At 64.0% G+C, this 18,150-nt stretch carries 19 protein-coding genes, 1 tRNA gene and 1 pseudogene; 11 read left to right on the top strand and 10 right to left on the bottom strand.

Annotated elements, in window-relative coordinates; genetic code table 11:
* Window positions 1–125 precede the first annotated feature (125 nt).
* The 3 genes from ACLGL5_RS05010 to ACLGL5_RS05000 all read left to right on the top strand — a co-directional run bounded on the left by ACLGL5_RS05010 (window position 126) and on the right by ACLGL5_RS05000 (window position 3,943).
* Window positions 126–1,637, top strand: a complete 1,512-nt coding sequence (locus ACLGL5_RS05010; protein WP_069090460.1) for an ABC transporter ATP-binding protein — start codon at window positions 126–128, stop codon at window positions 1,635–1,637.
* 309 nt (window positions 1,638–1,946) lie between these two features.
* The gene (locus ACLGL5_RS05005) at window positions 1,947–3,002 is read left to right on the top strand and encodes an ABC transporter permease (RefSeq protein ID WP_038650416.1); all 1,056 of its coding nucleotides are present in this window, start codon (window positions 1,947–1,949) and stop codon (window positions 3,000–3,002) included.
* On the top strand, window positions 2,999–3,943 hold the full coding sequence (locus ACLGL5_RS05000) for an ABC transporter permease (protein ID WP_019861928.1): 945 nt from the start codon (window positions 2,999–3,001) through the stop codon (window positions 3,941–3,943). Before ACLGL5_RS05005 ends, ACLGL5_RS05000 begins: the two co-directional genes overlap by 4 nt.
* Before the next feature lie 192 nt (window positions 3,944–4,135).
* On the opposite strand, the gene ACLGL5_RS04995 is transcribed toward ACLGL5_RS05000, so the two are convergent.
* Window positions 4,136–4,903, bottom strand: a complete 768-nt coding sequence (locus tag ACLGL5_RS04995; RefSeq protein WP_019861926.1) for an SDR family NAD(P)-dependent oxidoreductase — start codon at window positions 4,901–4,903, stop codon at window positions 4,136–4,138.
* Window positions 4,904–5,194: 291 nt separating this feature from the next.
* Between ACLGL5_RS04995 and ACLGL5_RS04990 the strand changes: the two genes are divergently transcribed.
* Window positions 5,195–5,350 (top strand): hypothetical protein, encoded by a 156-nt coding sequence (locus ACLGL5_RS04990; RefSeq protein ID WP_019861925.1) that lies wholly within the window; start codon window positions 5,195–5,197, stop codon window positions 5,348–5,350.
* A gap of 137 nt (window positions 5,351–5,487) precedes the next feature.
* Window positions 5,488–6,429 (top strand): LLM class flavin-dependent oxidoreductase, encoded by a 942-nt coding sequence (locus ACLGL5_RS04985; RefSeq protein WP_069093213.1) that lies wholly within the window; start codon window positions 5,488–5,490, stop codon window positions 6,427–6,429.
* Between the two features lie 2 nt (window positions 6,430–6,431).
* On the opposite strand, the gene ACLGL5_RS04980 is transcribed toward ACLGL5_RS04985, so the two are convergent.
* Complete coding sequence (locus ACLGL5_RS04980; RefSeq protein ID WP_494372880.1) at window positions 6,432–7,115, bottom strand: cysteine hydrolase family protein; 684 nt, start codon at window positions 7,113–7,115, stop codon at window positions 6,432–6,434.
* A 232-nt stretch (window positions 7,116–7,347) separates the two neighbouring features.
* Between ACLGL5_RS04980 and exbB the strand changes: the two genes are divergently transcribed.
* The 3 genes from exbB to ACLGL5_RS04965 are packed head-to-tail and all read left to right on the top strand — an operon-like array spanning window position 7,348 to window position 9,519.
* Complete coding sequence (gene exbB / locus ACLGL5_RS04975) at window positions 7,348–8,097, top strand: tonB-system energizer ExbB (RefSeq protein WP_019861921.1); 750 nt, start codon at window positions 7,348–7,350, stop codon at window positions 8,095–8,097.
* A 7-nt stretch (window positions 8,098–8,104) separates the two neighbouring features.
* Window positions 8,105–8,572 (top strand): TonB system transport protein ExbD, encoded by a 468-nt coding sequence (gene exbD, locus ACLGL5_RS04970; RefSeq protein WP_038650413.1) that lies wholly within the window; start codon window positions 8,105–8,107, stop codon window positions 8,570–8,572.
* On the top strand, window positions 8,569–9,519 hold the full coding sequence (locus ACLGL5_RS04965) for a TonB family protein (protein WP_069090456.1): 951 nt from the start codon (window positions 8,569–8,571) through the stop codon (window positions 9,517–9,519). Before exbD ends, ACLGL5_RS04965 begins: the two co-directional genes overlap by 4 nt.
* A gap of 45 nt (window positions 9,520–9,564) precedes the next feature.
* Here the strand turns inward: ACLGL5_RS04965 and ACLGL5_RS04960 are convergent, their stop codons facing one another.
* The 5 genes from ACLGL5_RS04960 to ACLGL5_RS04940 all read right to left on the bottom strand — a co-directional run bounded on the left by ACLGL5_RS04960 (window position 9,565) and on the right by ACLGL5_RS04940 (window position 12,927).
* A complete protein-coding gene (locus ACLGL5_RS04960; RefSeq protein WP_069090455.1) occupies window positions 9,565–9,885 on the bottom strand; it encodes a hypothetical protein in 321 nt (106 codons plus the stop codon).
* 106 nt (window positions 9,886–9,991) lie between these two features.
* A complete protein-coding gene (locus ACLGL5_RS04955) occupies window positions 9,992–10,237 on the bottom strand; it encodes a hypothetical protein (protein WP_069090454.1) in 246 nt (81 codons plus the stop codon).
* A gap of 66 nt (window positions 10,238–10,303) precedes the next feature.
* Window positions 10,304–11,362: a SagB/ThcOx family dehydrogenase gene (locus ACLGL5_RS04950; protein ID WP_494372879.1), complete on the bottom strand. Its 1,059-nt coding sequence runs from the start codon at window positions 11,360–11,362 to the stop codon at window positions 10,304–10,306.
* 412 nt (window positions 11,363–11,774) lie between these two features.
* Window positions 11,775–12,524, bottom strand: coding sequence for a helix-turn-helix domain-containing protein (locus tag ACLGL5_RS04945; RefSeq protein ID WP_019861910.1), 750 nt, complete (start codon window positions 12,522–12,524; stop codon window positions 11,775–11,777).
* Window positions 12,525–12,851: 327 nt separating this feature from the next.
* Window positions 12,852–12,927: transfer RNA gene (locus tag ACLGL5_RS04940), tRNA-Ala, on the bottom strand.
* Window positions 12,928–13,074: 147 nt separating this feature from the next.
* Between ACLGL5_RS04940 and ACLGL5_RS04935 the strand changes: the two genes are divergently transcribed.
* Together ACLGL5_RS04935 and ACLGL5_RS04930 are read left to right on the top strand one after the other, a co-directional pair.
* On the top strand, window positions 13,075–13,365 hold the full coding sequence (locus tag ACLGL5_RS04935; RefSeq protein WP_027047523.1) for a YggT family protein: 291 nt from the start codon (window positions 13,075–13,077) through the stop codon (window positions 13,363–13,365).
* 13 nt (window positions 13,366–13,378) lie between these two features.
* Window positions 13,379–13,691, top strand: a pseudogene (locus ACLGL5_RS04930) (DUF167 domain-containing protein).
* A gap of 200 nt (window positions 13,692–13,891) precedes the next feature.
* Here the strand turns inward: ACLGL5_RS04930 and ACLGL5_RS04925 are convergent.
* From ACLGL5_RS04925 to ACLGL5_RS04915, 3 genes are read right to left on the bottom strand one after another with little or no spacing between them, the layout of a single operon-like run.
* Window positions 13,892–14,773 (bottom strand): MurR/RpiR family transcriptional regulator, encoded by an 882-nt coding sequence (locus ACLGL5_RS04925; RefSeq protein ID WP_494372878.1) that lies wholly within the window; start codon window positions 14,771–14,773, stop codon window positions 13,892–13,894.
* 42 nt (window positions 14,774–14,815) lie between these two features.
* On the bottom strand, window positions 14,816–15,883 hold the full coding sequence (locus tag ACLGL5_RS04920; RefSeq protein ID WP_027047522.1) for an ABC transporter ATP-binding protein: 1,068 nt from the start codon (window positions 15,881–15,883) through the stop codon (window positions 14,816–14,818).
* A 2-nt stretch (window positions 15,884–15,885) separates the two neighbouring features.
* Window positions 15,886–16,656, bottom strand: coding sequence for an SDR family NAD(P)-dependent oxidoreductase (locus ACLGL5_RS04915; protein WP_069090452.1), 771 nt, complete (start codon window positions 16,654–16,656; stop codon window positions 15,886–15,888).
* 181 nt (window positions 16,657–16,837) lie between these two features.
* Between ACLGL5_RS04915 and ACLGL5_RS04910 the strand changes: the two genes are divergently transcribed.
* Window positions 16,838–18,070, top strand: a complete 1,233-nt coding sequence (locus tag ACLGL5_RS04910) for an ABC transporter substrate-binding protein (RefSeq protein WP_019861903.1) — start codon at window positions 16,838–16,840, stop codon at window positions 18,068–18,070.
* The last annotated feature ends 80 nt before the right edge of the window (window positions 18,071–18,150 follow it).

Raw genomic sequence — 18,150 nt, 5'->3', positions numbered from 1 at the left:
TGGGGGTCTTCAGCGCCGCACCCCCACCCCGGCTCACGATCTCCGCTTCGCTGCGATCGTAAGCCGACCCTCCCCACAAGGGGGAGGGTGAGGAGCCGCGCCATCTCATCGGAGCATTCTGACCCTTGTCCGCCCCACTCATCGAAATGCGCGGCATCACCAAGAGCTTCGGCGCCGTCAAGGCGAACGAGGCTGTCGACCTCAGCGTCGCGCCCGGTGAAATCCTCGGCCTGCTGGGCGAGAACGGCGCCGGCAAGACGACGCTGATGAATGTGCTGTTCGGCGCCTACGCGCCGGACGCCGGCGAGATTCTCATCCAGGGTGAGCCAGTGAGGATCACCAGTTCAGCCGATGCGCTGGCCGCCGGCATCGGCATGGTGCATCAGCATTTTCACCTCGCGCCACGGTTGACGGTGCTGGAGAACCTCTTGATCGGCATTCCGGGCAAAGGCGGGCGGATCGACCGCGCCGGCGGGCTGGCGCGGCTGGCCGAAATCGGCCGCCAGCATGGACTGACGCTCGATCCCGACCTGCCGGTCTCGGCGCTGTCGGTCGGCGAACAGCAGCGGCTCGAGATCGTCAAGGCATTGTTTCGCGGCGCGAGGCTTCTGATCCTCGACGAGCCGACGGCGGTGCTGGCGCCGAGCGAGGTCGACGGGCTGTTTTCGGCGCTGCGCTCGATGGCGGCGCAAGGCCTCGGCATCATCTTCATCTCGCACAAGCTCAATGAGGTGCGGGCGCTCACCCATCGCTGCACGGTGCTGCGGCATGGCCGCGTCGCCGGTCGCGTCGACGATCCGGCCAACACGACATCCGCCGCCATGGCGCAGCTGATGTGTGGCCACGAGATCGTGCCACCGGCCAGGGGGCCATCAACGCCGGGCGAAGCGGTGCTGACGCTCGATGGCATTTCCACCTCGAACCATGCAGGCACGGTGCTGCGCGGTGTGTCGCTTGCCGTCCGCTCCGGCGAAATCCTCGGCATTGCCGGCGTGTCCGGCAATGGCCAGCGGGCGCTGGCGGAGGTGATTTCGGGCGTGCGCGCGCCCGATGCCGGCCGGATGACGATCGCCGGCCAGACGGTCTCGCGGTTCTCGCCGCGCGAGGTGCAGGCGCTCGGCCTCGGCCGCATCCCGGAGGACCGCATGACCACGGGTCTGGTCACCAATCTGCCGCTTGCCGATTCGATGGTGCTGCCACGCATCGGTACCGCCGCGTTCAGCAGCAAAGGCCTGCTCAAGCCGGATGCGATCCGCACCTTCGCCGAAGAACAGATCAAGGCCTACGATATCAGGTGCCCCGGGCCGATGACACGTGCCGGGGCGCTGTCGGGCGGCAATCTGCAGAAGGCGTTGTTGGCGCGCGAACTCGCTTTCGATCCGAAGGTTCTGATCGTCTCGCAGCCGACGCGCGGCCTCGACATTGGGGCGGCCCGCTTCATCCATGAAAAATTCCTCGACATGCGGGCCAAGGGCTGCGGCATCATCGTCATCGGCGAGGATCTGGAAGAACTCCTGGTGCTCTGCGACCGCATCGCGGTGATGTATGAGGGCCGCATCGTCGGTACGCTCGACAGTGCTGATGCGACGATCGCGCGGCTCGGCCTGCTGATGACCGGAGCGGAGGGGAGGGCATAGCATGGATTTTCCGCCGCGGCTCTTCGCACGGACCTCAAAGGATATCGCCCGCTTTTGGCTGACTTTGAATGTCGGCGCCGCCCCTCACCTGCCTGCCGGCATCCTCTCCCCGTATAGAGACGGGGAGAGGGGCGCTCTCATCGCTGCTTTCGCCAACCACCGACGTTGCAAGAAAAGTGCCGAGGTCGCGGGCAGTTCCCTTCTCCCCGTCCCTATACGGGGAGAAGGTGCCGGCAGGCGGATGAGGGGCAGCGCCAACGCCGGATCCGTCGGTTGGGCTGCTGCGCCGAGTGCGGAGGGCCACAGCTGATGTTTCGCCTGGAAGTTCGCACCTCGACGCCGACCTGGTTCAATCTCGCGCTGCCGTTGCTGGCGATCGCGGCAACGCTTGTCCTGTGCAGCGGCCTGATCGCGCTGGCCGGCGCCGGCATTCTGGAATCCTACGGAGTGATGTTCACCGCCTCGCTCGGCGACAGCTACGCCATCACCGAAACGCTGGTGCGCGCCGCACCGATGATCTTCACCGGGCTGGCGGTCGCCGTCGCCTTCCGCGCCAAATTCTGGAACATCGGCGCCGAGGGGCAGTTGCTGGCCGGTGCCGTGGCCAGCTGCTTTGTCGGCGCCATCCCGATGCCGGGAGCGCTCGCCATGCTGTTGATGGCAATCGCCGGCGCCGCCGCCGGTGCGGCCGTCGCGCTGGTGCCCGCGACGCTGCGGGTCAAATTCAAGGTCGACGATGTCGTCAGCTCGCTGTTGCTCAACTCGGTCATCTACTACGCGCTGATGGCGCTGATCGAAGGACCGTGGAAGGACAGTTTCAGCGGCTATCCGATCTCGCCGCCGATCGAGGATTCGGCCAATTTCCCAGTGCTGATCGAAGGCACGCGGCTGCATCTGGGCGTCATCGTGGCGCTGATCGCAGCACCGCTGATCTGGTTCCTCATCGCGCGCACGACGCTTGGTTTCCGCATCAGGGTCACCGGCGAGAACCCGGAAGCCGCCCGCTATGGCGGCATCCATGTCGAGCGGGTGCTGCTCTCGACCGCGTTGCTGTCCGGCGCGCTGGCGGGGCTCGCCGGCGTCGGCGAAGTCGGCGGCGTGCATTTCCAGGTGATGAGCGACATCTCGCCGGGCTACGGCTATTCCGGCATCGTCGTTGCCATGTTGGCGCGGCTCAATCCGCTGGGCGTCGTGCCAGCGGCGATCTTCCTCGCCGCCGTGATGACCGGCGCCGAGGCGATGTCGCGCGCGACAGGCGTGCCGGCCTTCCTGAGCGACGTCATCCAGGGCACTGCCTTGCTGGCCATGCTGGTGGCGCTGCTGTTTACCGCCTATCGCATCCGCCGCGTTGGAGTCGCCACATGAGCGTGGTGCTGGAACAGATCTTCCAGGTCGGCTTCCTGGCCGCCATCATCCGCATCGCAACGCCTTTGGCTTTCGCCACGCTCGGCGAAATGTTCTCCGAGCGGGCCGGCGTGCTCAATCTCGGCATCGAAGGCATCATGCTGCTCTGCGCCATGACCGGCTTCACCGCCACCAGCCTCAGCGGCAGCCTGTGGCTCGGCGTCCTGGTGGCAGTGCTGACCGGCATGCTGATGGGCGCGCTGCATGCGCTGTTCACCGTGATGCTGGGCCTCAGCCAGCATGTCTGCGGCATTGGCGTGACTTTGTTCTCGTCGGGCCTTGCCTATTTCCTCTACCGGCTGATCTTCGGCCAGCAATCGGTGCCGCCCGCCATCAAGGGTTTTCAGACGCTGCCGATCCCGGTTCTGTCGGACATTCCGGTGCTCGGACCGGCGGTGTTCAACCAGTTCGCACTGGTCTACATGGCGATCGTTGCCATACCGCTCGCCGCCTTCGTGCTTTACCGCACACCCTGGGGCCTGTCGGTCCGCATGGTCGGCGAGAACCCGCGCGCAGCGGACTCCGCTGGCGTCAGCGTCATTGCCACGCGCTTCCAGGCCGTCATCCTCGGCGGCGCGCTGATGGGGCTGGCCGGCGCCTTCCTGTCGATGGCGCAGTTCAACGCCTTCACCTTCGGCGTCGTGTCGGGGCGCGGCTGGGTGGCGATCGCGCTGGTGGTGTTCGGCCGCTGGGACCCGTGGCGTTCGGCGGGCGCGGCACTGCTGTTTGCCTTCGTCGATGCGTTGCAACTGCGCATGCAGGCCAGCGGCTTGGGGCATATCCCCTACGAAGCGTTCCTGATGCTGCCGTTCATCTTCACCATCGTCGCCATGGCTGTGATGTCGCGCAATGCGGTGGCGCCCTCGGCGTTGTTGAAGCCGTTTCGCAGGGAAGAGCGTTAGCAAGGCTTGGGTTCCTCGCCCCCGCAAAAGCGGGGAGAGGTGGCCGCGAAGCGGTCGGAGAGGGGGCCTGCGACGCTGGTGAATTGTTTACGAGTCCAAGGAAAGTCGAGCCATTCCCCCTCTCCGTCTCGGCTTCGCCGAGCCACCTCTCGCCCACTCGCGTGGGGGCGAGGAACCTAGATTCTGAAAGCCTCACATCGCCGTAAAACCATTGTCCACGAACAGATGCGCGCCGTTGACGAAGCTCGACTCGTCGCTGGCCAAATACAGTGCGGCCTTCGCCACCTCCTCCGGCTCACCGATGCGCCCCTGCTGCGCCGCCAGCGCCGCATCCGAAACATCGACGCCGAGCTTGCCGAGGTCGGCGACCTCGCGCAGGCCGTGCGGCGTCCTGATAAAGCCGGGGCAGACGGCATTGCAGCGGATGTTGCGGTCGCGGAACTCCACCGCGATGGCGCGCGCGAACATGTGGCAGGCGCCCTTGGTGGTGTCGTAGAGCACCTCCATCGGTGTGGCCGCTACCGCCGAGATCGACGAGGTGCAGACGATCGAGCCGCCGCCCGCCGCGATCATGCCGGGCAGCACGGCACGCGTCATCAGGAACATCGAACGCACATTGACGGCATGCAGCCAGTCCCATTCCTGCACGGTCGTCTCCAGGAACGGCTTTATCACGATGGTGCCGGCGTGATTGAACAGCACCGTGACCGGCCCGAGTTTTTCGGTCGCGCCCTTCACCGCCGCCTGAACCTGCGCCTCGTCGGACACGTCGGCGACAAAATGCTCGGCGACATGGCCGCGCGCACGGATCGCCGCTGCCGTTGCGGCCGCTGCCTCGCCGTTGCGATCGATGATCGCGACCTTGGCGCCTTCGGCCGCGAACAACTCAGAAGCCGCGCCGCCCATTCCCGTCGCGCCGCCCGAAATGATGGCAACCTTGCCGGTTAGTCTTTCGCCCATTTTTGTTCCCCTGTTCGACCCAGTTCGCATTTGTTTGTCGCGCGATGCTACCGCGCCCGCACAAGGCGGCCAATGGACGAATTGGGTGCAGCGCGAACAAGGCCATAGGTCCATTCGGACGCGTCCAGAGCAAGGCTCATGCCTGCCGATCAAATCGCGCCGGCAAGCGATCCCAGCAACTCACAACCAACTTAACCCCTGGGGAGAGAAAAATATTCTGCCTACAGCCCAAAAATAGCAATCGACAAAGTCTACAAGTTTTATAGATTAACCGGCGAGACGGAGGTCGATATGTCCTATATCCAGAACGCTCAGACTGACAGCACCGGCCAGAGGCTGGCCAATGCCCAGACCTTTCGCCCGGCCTATGCCGGAGCTTTCGCCTATCTCGTCTTTGCCCTTGCGTTTGTGTTCACCGGGGCCGTCGTTCTGGGCCTTATTCCCTAGGGCACCGGATCGACAGGGGCCAGCCGCCCCGCTGTATCAGGCAATCGGAGTTGAATGAACCGGATCCCGGTGCGTTTGCGCGCGGCCGCGATTCGAATTTCAGCGCATCCATGATTCCAGCGATGGAGGAGATGACAATGCCGATCGAATTCACCCATGTCCCCGGCAAGACCGCCGACGCCGCCATTCCGTTTTTCTATGATTTTGCCGAGACGGCAACCAAGCTCGGACTGATCGAGGATGGCGGCTTTCAGAAGATCGTCGTCGACGATTCGGCCGGGCTGCTGACCAATATGGATCTTGCCGCTCAGGTCCTCGACCGCACCGCCTCGCTCGAGGTCGTGCTGACCCACTGGGCAGGTGTCGTCGAGCCGACCGTGGCGGCGCGCCAATTGGCATCGATGGATCGAAAAAGCGGCGGTCGGCTGGCGCTCCGGATGATCAGCGAGCCGTTGAACGATGACGATGCCGAGTCGCGGCCGGCCGGGCATGGCGTCATCTGGCAGCGCATCGACGAATATCTCGTGCTTTTGAAACGGCTGTGGTCGAACGACCGGCCCTTCGATCATGAAGGCGCCTTCTACAGCATCAAGGGCGGCTACGTGCCGCGCAAAGGGCCGCACGGCGCCGACCTGACCATCCGCATGGGCGGGCAATCGGGAACGGCGCTGAAAGTGGCCGGCCGGCATGCCGATGTCTTCGAACTGGCGCCGGGCTCGATCGACGATGTCAGGCAGTTGATGGAGCGGGTGCGTGGCGCTGCCGCCGAACATGGCCGGGCCGGCAAGCTGCGCTTCGCGCTTCCGGTGCGGATCCACCAGGGCGCTTCCGCTACCGGCCACAAGGCGGTCGACCTGTCCGGGCCGCCCGCCCAGGTCGCGTTGTCGCTGCTGGCCTATGCCGGGCTCGGGATCGATGAGTTCATGATCGTCGGCGTCGACACGCCGCGCGAGATCGCGACGGCCGGCCGGGAAACGATCGCGCTGCTGCGCAACTCGCTGGCGCGCCGCGAACATGATGTTTTCCAGCCGGGGGCCTACGCGCCTCGCACGGGGCTGGAGACGCTTGCAGCAGGGTGACGTCAATCGTCTGCGTGATGCCTGTCGCCAAGCCGCGACAGGCCATCGATGACGGCGGCTGAATTGGCCAGGACGCCGAACACACCGTCCTCGACCGTCACCATGTGAAGCGCCGCCTCGTGAGCTCTCTGGTCGCCACTGGCGCAGGCATCCGAGATCGTCAGGCACTGAAAGTTGCGGTCGCAGGCCTCGCGCAGCGTGGTGTGCACGCAGACGTCGGTCGTGCAGCCGGAAAACATCAGGTGCGAGATGCCTTGCGCGCGCAGCACAAGCTCGAAATCCGTATAGGTGAAGGCGCTGTTGCAGGTCTTGTCGACGATGATGTCCTGCGGCGCGACGTCGATTTCCGGAACGATCTGGAACCCCGTGCCCGAGCGCAGCAAGACGTCGGTGCCGTCGAGACCGGAGCGCTTGCGGCGCCATTTCTCATAGGGCGTCATGTCGGCCATGTCGGCGCGATAGCCCTGCCTGGTGTGGATGACCGTGACGCCGGCTTTGCGCGCGGCTGATATCAGCCGGTTCACCGTGGGCAGGATCGCCCGCAGCGGCGAAGGGTCATATCCTTTTCTGGCGAAATAGCCCGTGGTCGACAGGAAATCCTGCTGCAGGTCGATGACGACAAGTGCCGTGTTTTCGGCCACCAGCCTGCCGTCATACGGGAAGTCGAAGGGCGTTGCCTTGATCATCCGAGGGTGTCTCCTTGCCTATCGCGAGAGCCATCCTGACTGGCGAAGCTCAAGTCGTCCACCCAGGCCGCGGGTCTGACGCGAAGAAGCAGGATGTTGCGGGCATCGCGCTGCCGCAGGCGAACGTCATCGGCTGTCCCGGCGAATTGTTGACTGTTGCAGTCATCTTCAATGTTGACTTGCATAGTCATGTTTAATAATCAACCCAGACATCGGACTGCCGAGGCCAGAAATGGGAAATCGGCGACCGCATTGGAGAAAGCCAATGGAGCTGAACCTGCCGCACGATCTGTCGCCATGGGGCATGTTCATGGCCGCCGACATCATCGTGAAGGCGGTGATGATCGGATTGGCCTTCGCTTCTTTAGTCACCTGGACGATATGGCTGGCCAAATCGCTGGAAATTTTTGGCGGCAAACTGCGTATCCGCCGCGCCGTCCGCGCGATCGGCGGTGCCGCGACGCTGAAGCAGGCGATCGGCGCGCTCGACCGCAGTGGCGGCCCCGGCACGCTTCTGGTCAAGGCAGCGGAAGATGAGACCGCGCTCTCGGCCGGCGCGCTCGACCATGCCGGCGGCGACGGGCTGAAGGAAAGGGTCGCCTCGCGCCTGTCGCGCATCGAGGCGGCGGCGTCGCGGCGCATGTCGCGCGGCACAGGCGTGCTGGCGACGATCGGGTCAACGGCGCCCTTCGTCGGCCTGTTCGGCACCGTCTGGGGCATCATGAACGCCTTCATCGGCATTTCGCAGGCGCAGACCACCAATCTGGCAGTGGTCGCGCCGGGCATCGCCGAAGCGCTGCTAGCCACGGTGATGGGCCTCGTCGCGGCAATTCCGGCAGTGGTGATCTACAATGTCTTCGCCCGCTCGATAGCCGGCTACCGGCAGATCCTCGCCGACGCCTCGGCGGGCGTCGAGAGGCTGGTCAGCCGCGACCTGGACTTCCGCACGGTCGCGCCGGCGACGGCGCCGACGGCGGAGTAGCGACGCCATGGGAAGCAGAATCCGCCAGACCCTGGACGACGATCTCGAGGAGAGCCACGAGATCAACGTCACGCCCTTCATCGACGTCATCCTGGTGCTGCTGATCATCTTCATGGTCGCCGCCCCGTTGGCGACGGTGGACGTCAATGTCGACCTGCCGGGCTCGACGGCGACGCCCGCGCCGCGACCCGAAACGCCGTTGTTCCTGACCTTGAAGGATGATCTTACGCTGGCTATCGACAACGACAGCGTGCCGCGCCCGGCCTTCGCGGCCACGTTGGACAGCAGGACCAGGGGCGACAAGCAGACGCGCATCTTCCTGCGCGCCGACAAGGCGGTCGCCTATGGCGACCTGATGGAGACCATGAACCTGCTGCGCGGCGCCGGCTATCTGAAGATCGCGCTGGTCGGCCTGGAGACGGCGCCCGCGACCAATGCGCCGGCACCCGCTCCCGCGGGAACGGCCGCGCCATGACGCAGGCGGCGGCCCCGCCCACGACTTACCTGTCGCGCTTCGGCTGGCGCGATCTTGGCTTGTGGACGGGTGCGGCGGTGCTGGTGCTTGGCGCCCATGTCGCAGTCGCCTATGCGGTGCAGAGCTTCAGTCCGATCGAGACGGATGGCGGGCCGCTGCGGGCTCCGATGATCGAAATGGTGCCGATGACGGTGATGCCAGCCGTGCCCGAACAGGCGGCGATGCTTGAAGCAGCGATGCCCGACCAGGCCGAACCAGTCGAGGAGGCCGAGAGGGTCGCCGAAGCCGAGCCCGAGAAGATGATCGAACAGACCGAGCCGACAGCCGAGCAACCGGAAATGGTGCCGCCCGACGAGACCGAGCTGACCACGACAGCCGAGCCCGAACCGGCCGATCAGCCGCCGTCGGACGAGGTCATTCCCGATGTCGTCGAGGCCGTCACGCCCGAGGTCGTCGTTCCGTTGCCGCAGCCGAAGCCGGTCGAAGAAGCCAAGGAAAAGAAGCTGGTCCAGGCCAAGGCGAAAAACCCGGCTGAGAAACCCAAGCCGCGGCCAAGGAAGGAAAAGGCCGAGCCGGCAAGGAAGGTTGCCACCGCAAGCGCGCAGACAAGGCCGGCGGCAAGGGCGGCCGCGCCGAAAGCGGCGGCAGCGTTCTCGGGCATAAGCCCGGCCAAGTGGGAATCCCGGCTGGCGGCATGGATCAATCGGCACAAGCGTTATCCAAGTGCTGCGAAATCCAGGGGAGCGCAGGGCAATGTGAACGTGGCCTTCGCGGTGGACGCATCCGGCAGGGTGGTGTCGGCGCGCGTGGCGCGTTCTTCGGGCGATCCCGACCTCGACCGCGCCGCGCTCGCCGTGCTGCAGGGCGCAACGGTGCCGGCACCGCCGCCGGAGCTCGGTTCCCGCGTCAGCCGCACGGCGCCGTTCGTGTTCAATTTGCGGGATTAGAGCAGAGGGCCGACCCGTGCTGTCCGATCTTTGTGAGGACCGCAGTCAATGGCTCATCGACTGGCACAGCGCTTCGACCTGATCCAGGTAGAAGCGGCATTTCGTGCGCAGTGTCCTGAGGTTCGGATCGTCGGGGCCGTTGATCTCGATGGTCTGCATCATGAAGTCGAAATGGGCGTGGAAGGCGTCAGCCGCGCCCCACAGGCCGTCTGCCTGCCAGGTGTCGGCCATCGCCAGGGAAATCAGTTGCCGGGCCTCGGCGCGTGCGGCATCCGGCGATGCCGGCCGACTGGCGATCAGGGTCTGGAGCCGGCCGAAGATGCTGTTCCTGGCGTCGGCGCTCCTGATGGGTGCGATCATGTTCATTGGCGGGTCCCCCTCGAATCTCTATGCATGAAGTCCATTTGCGGGCCGCGGGCGATCAAGGCGGGGATCGCAGCGCCGCCGCGCACACGGCTGCGTGTTGCATCCGCTACGCTCTCCTTTGCTGAGCGTGGTTGTCCTTCGGCTTGGTATGCGTCGGGTTGCCGCTGAGCTGCGCATGCCTTGCCGGCTGCGCGCCGCGCAGGACGTCGAAGGCCTCGGCATAGGCCATGCCGAGCAGGTAGGAGATCATGGGAAAACGGCTTGCTTCGGCCATCTGCACGAGCTCATTGCTCATCGTCGCGATATATTGAAGGCTATCGATCTCTGACTGACGTAGGGACTGATTGGCCACGTGCTTCTCCTGTCATCGGATGGAACTCAGGGAACGCGTATTGGCTACACGGACATACTAAGACGGCTAATTAACGGACTGACCCACCGAATGCGGGTTTGGTTCCGGGGTCGAAAGGGTCAACGCATAGATGGGTGCATCGGTGAGACGGTCGAGGCCGAGAAGACGCTTGATCGCCGAATGGCTGAGCGCTGCCGTGGGGCAGGCCGACAGACCATGCCTGGTCGCCGCCAGCATCATGTTCTGGCCGATATGGCCCGCCTCGATCAGCACGACGCGGTAGGCGTTGGCATCCTCATATTTCCACATGGTGCGGTCGAGCCTGGCGCAAAGCAGGATCAGGCAAGGCATGGCATCAGCCCATTCCTGACCGCCGACCAGTTCGGAAATCTTCGGCAGATGGTTGGCCGAGATCCTGCCGAGGTCGTGATCGGCGGCGGAATAGTGGTAGACGCCGGGCTCCAGGCCCTCGACGCCAAGCGCAACCAGATAGGCCTCATAAGGGTTGCGTGCGCCGCCCGAAGGGGTCATGCCCAGCGGCAGGGCGCCGACGCAGTTGCTGGTCTCGCCGGTAATGCCCATGCCCGCGAACAGGCAGTCGGAAAGCTGCCGCGCGGTGATGGTGGGGGCGGCCGCGGTGCGGTTGGTGCGGCGCCGCGCCATAAGGGTCAGCAGTTCGTTGTCGTCGAGCGCGTTCGGCAGCCGAATGGCGCCGGCGGCATTCTTGAGCATGAGGTCGGGCTGCGCGACATGGCCGGCGCGTTCGATCTGGCGGGCCTCGGCATGCTCAATGGTCATGAACTCCGAGTCCTGGACGCAGAAGTGCATCAGCGCGGTCGGGATGCCCCAGTTCCATTGTCCGGAGAATCTTGTTTCCTGTTCGGCCAGCGGTGAGTTGGCGGTGACCAGGGCGGAAAAATCGAGCAATTGCGGGACGACGGCGCTCAGGTCGGACGTCGACCATCCGTGAGCGCGCGAGATTTCCGCGGGAGAGGCCCATTCGTCCCAGGATGCGAGGAGACCGATCACCTCGGGGCTGCATTCGAAGACGCTTCGGGTCAGGAAATTGCAGGCCGTGACCTTGTTGGTCCCAGGATAGAGGACGAGCGTTTTTGAAGAGCGCATTTTCATGATGCTGAATGCCGTTTTGTGAATGCGAGGCGCCGACAGGCGAACCGCCCATCGGCGCCGAACGGCTTCAGCGCTTGTTGTAGTGCATGCCCTGCGAGAAGAAGACGGTCTGCGTGCCCGCGGCGACCGTCAGCTTCGGGGCATTGTTCACTTTCTTGGCCATTTTTGTCCCTTTCCCGACCCCCAATGGGATCTGTTGAAAGACCCCGGCAGCGGGATCCGCGTGAAGAAAGGTAAGGTCGAAAGAGTTAATGGTTTGTTAAAATTGTAGTAAAGGCAGTGTTATCTAAAATATCTTTCTTGGCGATAAAGTCTAAAATATCGATTTTGCTCAGATATGGAGTAGGCAATCGTCACCATACGCTTTTTCGGGATATCCTTATTCTTATTTAGCGTAACCTGGCGACTAAGCCAGTCCGTCCCGGGCGAGGCTGGCGACGAGTTGATCGATGCCGGGATCGTCGAGCCTGACGACATGCGCCATGCGGATCGCATGCCGTGGCCGGATGCCGGACATATCCTGCCGCATGATGACCGATACGAATGCCGGCCCGGCCTCTGTCAGAAGCATGGCCTTGCCCGTCAGCACCGGTTCGGAGATGGGAGCCCACTGCACGGAAATCAGCGACGGTTCGCCGGTCTGGCGACGGTTGACGCCGCTGAAATAGATCCAGTTCAGGCGCGAGATGGCCACGCCATAGTGGTTGCCGCGCGCCCGCGCCCATGTCGAGCCACGGCGCTCCGACCACCCGGTGACCCTGCGGAATGTGACCAGTTCGGCCTCGCGACGCACGAAGGTCACCGACCGCATCAGGAGGTCGGGACGGGCGGGGATGGAAAAGTAGGTGAAATAGGTACCGCCCGCGATCGACGGGGCGGGCGGGCGGATCATCTGGTTGAACAGACTTTCGGAAATCGGCGGCAGACCGGGAGCCCTGTGCTCGGGGGTACCAGGGTCCTGGTAGAGTTCGGCCTCGTCGATGCGGAAGTAGTCGCAGATCAGCTTGGCGGTGGCTTTGTTTGGAACGGTCTGCCCTTGCAGGTATCGCTCAAACTGCGTGCGGTTGATGCCCAACTCACGGCATACCGCGCTAACGGAGGCATGGTCCTTGCAGAGTCGTCGGAGATTTGCAGCGAGGTTCTCGCGAATGGACACGTCTTTGCTTTCGCAGGCGAATTCTTCATTTCAAACTCGGAATCCCTGTAGCGCCTTCGGTCGCCCCCGCCGAAACGCCTTGTCACAACACACAGAAAAACCGATTTGAGAACGCCACTCTAATGGGGCGGCTTCCAAAAAAAATAGCGGCGATCCGGCAACGGCCATCGCCATAAGTCCAATTGACAATTGCCTAGCCCCGGAGGTCGCGAAATTGCGTGCGGCTTTCTTTGGAGTGGAATTGGCACGCAGCGCCGCATGACGAGGCATGGGACGACCATTCGCCCTGGCGGCGCGGCGGAAAAAGCAGAAAACCAATTATTCCGCTGGTGGAGCTGAGGAGGATCGAACTCCTGACCTCGTCATTGCGAACGACGCGCTCTCCCAGCTGAGCTACAGCCCCGTCCAACGGATGGCGCATTTATCTGGCACGGCGGATTTCTGTCAAGGCGGGGTTTTGCCGAAAATCCCTGTTGCCTGATGCTTCGGTTGCCGGCCCTTGCCGGTTTGGCGTGCAATGGCTACATGTCGGCAACAATTGGAGACCGGCATGCTCGCCCTCATTCAAACCATCGTCATGGCGCTTGACCTCTACTGGTGGATCATCATCGCCTCGGCGATCTTTTCCTGGCTCTATGCCTTCAACGTCGTCAATTCGCGCAACCAGTTCGTCGGCAGCATCGGCAACATGCTCTACCGGCTGACCGAGCCGGCGCTGCGGCCGATCCGCCGCTTCATGCCGGACCTTGGCGGCATCGACATCTCGCCGATCATCCTGCTCTTGATCCTGTTCTTCGTCAGGCAGTTCATTCTCACCACGGTAGCACCGCTGGTGCTTTGAGCCCGACGATCGCATGAGCGCGCCGTTCCGCATCCGTGAGAACGGCATCGACCTGTTCGTGCGGCTGACACCAAAATCTTCCATGGACAGGTTGGAAGGCGTCGAAACGGCGGCGGACGGGCGAAGCCATTTGAAGGCGCGGGTCCGCGCCGTGCCGGAAAACGGCGCCGCCAATCACGCGCTGGAGAGACTGGTCGCCAAAGACGCTGGGCGTGCCGGCATCGGCCGTTTCGGTTGTCGCTGGCGGCACGAGCCGGCTGAAGACTGTGCGCATCGTGGGCGATCCAGAGGCGCTGGCGCAGCGCGTTGAGGCGCTCGGCCTATAGAGCCTAGTTCTGCTAGGCGGTGCCCCCTCATCCGGCCGCTTCGCGGCCACCTTCTCCCCCAGGGGAGACGAGGAAAGCGCCGGCGGTGGCTACCTCCTCTCCGCTTGGGGAGAGGTCGGATTGGCCCGAATTGTCTTTTGCAATTTGGTTGGCAATCCGGGTGAGGGGCTTCGCCCGGCGCGATCACCCCGGGGACGCCTTCAATCCCCCAATGGCAGCCTTGGATCGTCGACCTTCAGCGTGTTCACGCTCTGCTTGATGCGGCGCAAATTCTCCAGCACTTTCGGACCGCGCGTCTCGGCAACCGATGTCACGATCATGTCGACGATCGCCAGCAGCGCATAGCGTGACGATGTCGGCTTGTAGATGTTGCCGTCCTCGAGCGGCTGCAAATGGATGACCGTGTCGGCGGCCTTGGCCAGCGCCGAATTGGGCGCGGTGATGGCGACCGTGGTGGCGCCATATTGCTGGGCGACCTGCACCGCCTCGATGACCGAGCGCGCATAGCCGGACACCGAAAAAGCGACCAGCGTGGTTTCCGGCGTGGCTACGGCGGCGTACATGCGCTGCAACTGCCCATCGATCTGCGCCAGCACCGGCAGGCCAAGCCGGAACAGCCGATTCTGCATCTCGGTCGCCATCATCGAGGAGATGCCGCCAGAGCCGATGCACAGCACATTGCCTGACGTCGCAAGCCGCTCGGCGACGGCGACCAGCGTCGTCATGTCCAGGTTCTCGCTGGCGCGCTGGATGGCCGAGATCGCCGCTTCGGTGATGGCCGAGGCGATGCGCTGCTCACGCGCGTCGCGGCTCAACGGTTCGGGCGACAGATACTGGCCGCCAATGGCGATGGCCTGCGCCAGGTAGAATTTGAAGTCGCGCAGGCCCTCGCAGCCAAGATTGCGGCAAAAGCGCGTCACCGTCGGTTCGCTGACGCCAACGCGCGCGGCAATCTCGGAGATGGCCGCCTTGGAAGCGAAATCGAGATCGGACAGCACAAGGCCGGCCAGCCGGCGATCCGACTTGGTGCCGTCCTGCGACATCAGCTGCAGCCGCGTGATGATGTCGGCCGGCGTCTTCATGTCTGTTGTTTCGTCTTCATGCCGTTGCCCTCGGGGCAGGCCTTATAGCGGCAGGCCCGTCGCCTTGTCGAACAGATGGATGTTGCCGGGATCGACCGAGACCGGCAGCAGGTCACCCGGCTTGACCGGCACCCTGTCGCGGAACACGGCGCGCACCGTATCGGTGCCGATGGCGCCATAGACATGGGTCTCGGAGCCCGTCGGCTCGACGACATCCACCTTGAGCGCCATGGCATCGGCGGCCTCACCGATGATGAAGTGCTCGGGCCGGATGCCGGCCTCCACCGCATTGCCAGCCGGTGCCGCCTTGCCGGCAAGCGCAAGCCGTCCGCCGCCGGCCGATTCGAACCAGCTTTTCTCGGGCGTCGCCTTGAGGGCGCCGGAGACAAAGCTCATCGACGGCGAGCCAAGAAAGCCGGCGACGAACTTGTTGGCCGGCCGGTCATAGAGTTCGAGCGGGGCGCCGACCTGCTGGATCCGGCCGCGGTCCATCACGACGATGCGGTCGGCCATGGTCATGGCTTCGATCTGGTCGTGGGTGACATAAACGATGGTCGATTTCAGCCGCTGGTGCAGCGCCTTGATCTCGGTGCGCATCTGGACGCGCAACTGCGCGTCGAGATTGCTGAGCGGCTCGTCGAACAGGAACACCGAGGGTTCGCGCACGATGGCGCGGCCCATGGCGACACGCTGACGCTGGCCGCCCGAGAGCTGGCGGGGGTAGCGGTCGAGATAGGAGAAGAGGTTGAGCACCCCGGAGGCCTTCTTGACCTTGTCGTCGATGGCGGCGCGGCTCTCGCCACGGATCTTCGGGCCGAAGCCGATATTGTCGGAGGCCTTCAAATGCGGGAACAGCGCATAGGACTGGAACACCATGGCGATGTTGCGCTGCTGCGGCGGCAGATCGTTGGCGCGCGTGCCGCCGATCATGAGGTCGCCGGAACTGATCGTCTCCAGGCCGGCCAGCATGCGCAGCAAGGTCGACTTGCCGCAGCCGGACGGGCCGACCAGCACCACGAACTCGCCGCTCCTGATGTCGAGGTTGATGTCCTCAAGGATCTTGTGCTGGCCAAAGGATTTCGACAGGTTGCGAAACAGGACGTCGGTCATGGTCACGCTCCCAATATGTCGTCGATGAATGGCAGGCAGCCGGCGGTCAGTCCGGCATCCACGGGCATCACCACGCCTGTTACGCCCGATGCGCGGTCCGAGGCAAGGAAAGCCACGGCTTCAGCCACTTCCGCGGCGTTGACGATGCGGCCGAGCGGGTAGAGGCGCTTGAGCTTGCCCAGGATTTCCGGGTCCTTGGCCAGCCGATGGTCCCAGGCGGCGGTGCGGATCGATCCGGGACAGACGACATTGGCGCGCACGCCGCTGCGGCCGAGTTCGACGGCGATCGATTTGGCATAGGCGTTGATGCCGGCCTTGGCCGCGGCGTAGGCCGGATTGCCGAAATGCGCGATGGCGTTGACGGAGGAGATGAAGACGACGCTGCCTGACCCGCGCGCCGCCATTGCCTTGACGATAGGGTCGGCGAAAGTCATCACCCCGGTCAGATTGAGGTCGAGCTCGTGCTCGATCCTGTCGGCATCGAGCGCGGAAATCGTCTCGGCGCGCGTCCAGCCGGCATTGTTGATCAGGATGTCGGGCACGCCGTCAGTATCCAGCACGGCGGCGATCCCCGCCTCGATCGAAGCCCGGTCGAGAAGGTTGAAGACATGGCGCGAGGCAAGGTGCGGGCTTGCCAGCGCTTCCTGCGACTGGTCGCAGCCAACCACCCGGGCGCCCCTTCCGGCCAGCAATGCGGCGATCGCCGAGCCAAGGCCGCCGCCGGCACCGGTGACGACGACAGTGCGGCCTTCGAATTCGGCTTTCGAAACCACGGCGCTTGCTCCTCCCGCAGGTCAGGCAGATGTCGGCAGGCTACCGAAAGGAATGTAATTAAGCAACATGATAATCCGCTTGCATGCCGCGAAATCCTCGATAATGTAGGAAAGTCACATAAATCTTGTGCCTGGTATCGGCACAAGGAGCGCAAATGCGCGGAACAATGGGAGAGATCAGATGAGCCTTGCCAAATGGACTGTCGGCCTGATGGCCGGAATGAGCATGCTGGCCTTCGCGGCGCAGGCGAATGCCGGTGAAGTGCGCGTAACCGTCGCCGAATACAGCGCCAAGACCGGTCCGTATTTCGAAGAGGTCAAGAAGGAGTTCGAGGCCAAGAACCCCGGCATCACCATAAAGTTCGAGGTCGTGCCGTGGGATGTGCTGCTGCAGAAGCTGACCACGGACATCACCGCCGGCACCAATGCGGATCTGTCGATCATCGGCACGCGCTGGCTGATCGACTTCGTCCAGCAGGGCGTCGCCGAACCGCTAGACAGCTACATCACGCCAGACTTCAAGGGCCGCTTCATCGACACCTTCCTGTCGCCCTCGATCATGGACGGCAAGACCTACGGCTTGCCGATCGCCGCTTCGGCGCGCGCGATGTATTACAACAAGGAACTGTTCGAGAAAGCCGGCATCGCCAAGCCGCCGGCGACCTGGACCGAGCTGCAGGACGATGCCCGCAAGATCAAGGCGCTTGGATCCGGCGCCTTCGGGTTCGGCCTGCAGGGCAAGGAGATCGAGACCGACGTCTATTACTACTATGCGATGTGGTCGCAAGGCTCGGAAATCCTCAACAAGGACGGCACGTCGGGCCTCGGCACGCCGGGCGCGCTCGAAGCCGCCAAGCTCTACAAGTCGATGATCGACGAGGGGCTGACCGAACCAGGTGTGACCTCCAACAACCGGGAGGACGTGCAGAACCTGTTCAAGCAGGGCAAGGTCGGCATGATGATCACCGCGCCCTTCCTGTCCAACCAGATCAAGGACGAGGCGCCGAAGCTCAAATACGGCGTCGCCGCCATTCCGGCCGGCCCGACCGGGGCGCGCGGTACCTATGGCGTCACCGATTCCATGATCATGTTCAAGAACTCCAAGAACAAGGATGAGGCCTGGAAGCTGATGGACTTCCTGTTCACCACGGAACAGCGCGCCAAGTTCACGCAAGGCGAAGGCTTCCTGCCGGTGAACAAGGAAGAGGCCAAGATGGATTATTACGTCAACAACGCCGATCTGGCCGCCTTCACCGCGCTGCTGCCCGACGCCCGCTTCGCGCCGGTCATCCCGGGCTGGGAAGAGGTGGCCCAGATCACTTCGGATGCCATGCAGAAGATCTATCTCGGCGGCGACCCGGAGGCAGGCTTGAAGGACGCGGCGGCGAAGGCCAACGCGGTGCTGAAGAAATAGGGCGTATCTCCCTGCGCCCCGTGGCGCGCCCCAGACTCAGGCGGGGCGCGCCACATCTTGCAGATGCGAATTTTGGATTC

The organism is Mesorhizobium sp. U510, from assembly GCF_059180695.1.
The sequence above is the reverse complement of the archived record's forward strand: the minus strand, read 5'-3'. Positions and strand labels throughout refer to the sequence as shown.